Genomic DNA, 3,803 nt, shown 5'->3' with positions numbered 1-3,803 from the left:
GGCGGTCCCACCGAGCTTGGTGGGACCGCCCTGCGCGTTCACGCCTTGCGGCCCACGCCCCCGAAGTGCGTGACCTCCACGATCTCCGCCTCCGGGGTGTCGGGGCGCCAGCGGGAGCAGGAGACGATGCCGGGCTCCAGCAGTTCCACGCCCTCGAAGATCCGGACCAGGTCGGAACGGGTGCGCAGGGTCATGGCGGCCGAGCCCTGGCCGTTCCAGTACTCCACCGCCGCCTTCATGGCATCGCCGTCCACCTCGGTCGTGGGATGGGAGACGACCAGGTAGCTGCCGGCGGGGACGCCGTCGAGGAGGCGGCGGACGATGGCGGCGGCCTCGTCGGTGTCCAGGACGAAGTTCAGGATGCCCAGCATGGTGATGGCGACCGGCCGGCTCAGGTCCAGGGTGCGGGCGGCGCCCGCCAGGATCGCCTCCGGGTCGTGGACGTCCGCCTCGATGTAGTCGGTGGCGCCTTCCGGCGCGCTGGTGAGCAGGGCGTGCGCGTGGGTGAGGACCAGGGGGTCGTTGTCGACGTAGACGATCCGGCAGGCCGGGTCGACGGACTGGGCCACCTCGTGGGTGTTGTCGGCGGTCGGCAGTCCGGTGCCGATGTCCAGGAACTGTCGTATGCCCGCCTCCCCCGCGAGGTGGCGCACGGCGCGGGCCAGGAAATGGCGGTCGGCCACCGCCGAGCGGGGCAGGGCCGGCACGAACGACAGGATCTGGTCGCCGACCTCCTCGTCCACGGGGTAGTGGTCCTTGCCGCCGAGCCAGTAGTTCCAGATCCGCGCCGAGTGGGAGACGTCGGTGCGCAGCCGGGCGGTGCGGGCCACGCCCTCGTCGTCGGGCGATGGCGTGGTGAGGTCGGACATGCGTCGGCACTCCTTCGGGCACATACGGTCGTGACGCGCACCAAGGTAGGCACAACTCGGCCTATTTGGCGGGAACTTGACCGAGGTCCGACGGAAAGCGAAGGCCCCCGGCGGCAGTTGCACACCGGGGGCCTGCTGCACCCTTGGGGTTACGGCAGGTTGCGGGCCATGACGATGCGCTGGACCTGGTTGGTGCCCTCGTAGATCTGGGTGATCTTGGCGTCGCGCATCATGCGCTCGACGGGGTAGTCGCGGGTGTAGCCGTAGCCGCCGAGGAGCTGGACGGCGTCGGTGGTGACCTCCATGGCGACGTCGGAGGCGAAGCACTTGGCGGCGGCGCCGAGGTAGGTCAGGTCCGCGTCGCCGCGCTCGGAGGCGGCGGCGGCCTGGTAGGTCAGGGCGCGGGCGGCCGAGATCTTCATGGCCATGTCGGCGAGCATGAACTGGATGCCCTGGAAGTCGGCGATCGGCTTGCCGAACTGCTTGCGCTCGGTGACGTAGCCCTTGGCGTAGTCCAGGGCGCCCTGGGCGATACCGAGGGCCTGGGCGGCGATGGTGATGCGGGTGTGGTCCAGGGTCTTCATCGCGGTGGCGAAGCCGGTGCCCTCCTCGCCGATCATGCGGTCGGCGGGGATGCGGACGTTGTCGAGGTAGACCTCGCGGGTCGGGGAGCCCTTGATGCCGAGCTTCTTCTCCGGGGCGCCGAAGGAGACGCCCTCGTCGCCCTTCTCCACCACGAAGGCGGAGATGCCCTTGGAGCGCTTGGCCGGGTCGGTGACGGCCATCACCGTGTAGTACTCGGAGACGCCCGCGTTGGTGATCCAGCGCTTGACGCCGTTGAGGACCCAGGAGTCGCCGTCGCGGACGGCCTTGGTCTTCATGCCGGCCGCGTCGGAACCGGCGTCCGGCTCGGAGAGGCAGTAGGAGAACATGCCCTCGCCCTTGGCGAGCGGGGTCATGTAGCGCTTCTTGAGGTCCTCGGAGCCGGAGAGGATCACGGGCAGCGAGCCGAGCTTGTTCACGGCCGGGATGAGGGAGGAGGAGGCGCACACGCGCGAGACCTCCTCGATCACGATGACGGTGGCGAGCGCGTCGGCGCCGGCGCCGCCGTACTCCTCGGGCACGTGGACGGCGTGCAGGTCGCCCGCGACCAGCGCGTCGTGGGCCTCCTGCGGGAAGCGCGCCTCCTCGTCCACCGCGGCGGCGAACGGCGAGATCTTCGCCTCGGCCAGGGAGCGGACGGCGTCGCGGAGCATGTCGTGCTCCTCGGACGGGCGGTACAGGTCGAAGTCAGCCGATCCGGCCAAGGTCTCTCACGCTCCAAAGACGCTGTGATGCTGGCGCTAATTACCGTTAAGTAACTCAAATTTTAGAGGTCCGCCTCCGCGCGTGATACGTGAGCTTGGCGACAGCGGCGAAAGTGCCCGGTGGGGCGCACTCCCACGCCCCGACTATGCTCGGGCGGGCACCGCCGCCGTACCAGTCAATGGAGTCCCCCCATGGCCCTCAAGATCACCGTGATCGGCACCGGCTACCTCGGCGCCACGCACGCCGCGGCCATGGCCGAACTCGGTTTCGAGGTCCTCGGGCTCGATGTCGTGCCCGAGAAGATCGAGATGCTCCAGCGCGGCGAGGTCCCGATGTTCGAGCCGGGTCTGCAGGAGCTGCTGCGCAAGCACGTGGCCGGGATCGAGGGCTCCAGCGGGCGGCTGCGGTTCACCATGGACTGGGCCGAGGTCGGCGCCTTCGGCGATGTGCACTTCGTGTGTGTGAACACCCCGCAGCGGCACGGCGAGTACGCGTGTGACATGAGTTACGTCGACGCCGCCTTCGCCTCGCTCGCCCCGCACCTCAAGGACGCCGCGCTGGTCGTCGGCAAGTCGACCGTGCCGGTCGGTTCCGCGGACCGGCTCGCCGACTACCTCGCCGCGCACGCGCCGGCCGGGGAGGGCGCCGAGCTGGCCTGGAACCCGGAGTTCCTGCGCGAGGGGTTCGCCGTCAACGACACCCTGCACCCCGACCGGATCGTGGTCGGCGTGCGCAGCGAGCGGGCCGAGAAGCTGCTGCGCGAGGTGTACGCGGCGCCGATCGCGGACGGGTCGCCGTTCGTGGTCACCGACTTCCCGACCGCCGAGCTGGTGAAGACCTCGGCGAACTCCTTCCTGGCCACGAAGATCTCCTTCATCAACGCGATGGCGGAGCTGTGCGAGGCCTCGGGCGGGGACGTGGCCAAGCTGGCGGAGGCCATCGGGCACGACGACCGGATCGGGAAGAAGTTCCTGCGGGCCGGGATCGGCTTCGGCGGCGGCTGCCTGCCGAAGGACATCCGGGCGTTCATGGCGCGCGCCGGTGAGCTGGGCGCGGACCAGGCGCTGACCTTCCTGCGCGAGATCGACTCCATCAACATGCGCCAGCGCGGCCAGATGGTGGAGCTGACCCGCCAGGTGCTGGGCGGAGGCTCCTTCCTCGGCAAGCGGGTCGCGGTGCTCGGTGCGACCTTCAAGCCGGACTCGGACGACGTACGGGACTCGCCCGCGCTGAACGTGGCCGGGCAGATCCACCTCCAGGGCGGCCAGGTCACGGTCTACGACCCCAAGGGCATGGTGAACGCCCGGCGGCTGTTCCCGACCCTCGGGTACGCGGACTCGGCCGTCGAGGCGGTACGGGGCGCGGACGTCGTGCTGCACCTGACGGAATGGCGTGAGTTCCGCGAACTGGACCCGGCGGCGCTGGGCGAGGTCGCCGCGGCACGGGTGGTGCTGGACGGGCGGAACGCGCTGGATCCGGTGCTGTGGCGGAAGGCCGGGTGGACGTACCGCGCGATGGGGCGTCCCACGGCCTAGTGCCGCGTCAGGCAACGTTTGCCCGTCAAGGAGCGGCGTCCGGTGCGTGCTCTCGGCGTGCCGGGTGCAAGCCCTCGTACTGGACGTACTT

3 protein-coding genes are annotated in these 3,803 nt (G+C 70.2%); 1 reads left to right on the top strand and 2 read right to left on the bottom strand.

Annotation, left to right across the window (positions count from 1 at the left end; all coding sequences use genetic code 11):
- Window positions 1-38 precede the first annotated feature (38 nt).
- Window positions 39-869 carry an SAM-dependent methyltransferase gene (locus tag ACWDRW_RS40200; protein ID WP_451733519.1) on the bottom strand — a complete coding sequence of 277 codons (831 nt, stop codon included), beginning with the start codon at window positions 867-869 and terminating at the stop codon, window positions 39-41.
- Window positions 870-1,018: 149 nt separating this feature from the next.
- Entirely contained in the window at window positions 1,019-2,176 is a 1,158-nt protein-coding gene (locus ACWDRW_RS40195; protein WP_451733516.1) for an acyl-CoA dehydrogenase family protein, read from the bottom strand.
- A 192-nt stretch (window positions 2,177-2,368) separates the two neighbouring features.
- Between ACWDRW_RS40195 and ACWDRW_RS40190 the strand changes: the two genes are divergently transcribed.
- Window positions 2,369-3,712, top strand: a complete 1,344-nt coding sequence (locus ACWDRW_RS40190) for a UDP-glucose dehydrogenase family protein (RefSeq protein ID WP_451733513.1) — start codon at window positions 2,369-2,371, stop codon at window positions 3,710-3,712.
- The last annotated feature ends 91 nt before the right edge of the window (window positions 3,713-3,803 follow it).

Source organism: Streptomyces sp. NPDC003635 (genome assembly GCF_053587635.1).
Note: the sequence above shows the minus strand (reverse complement) of the source record. Positions and strands in the feature narration are given on the sequence as shown.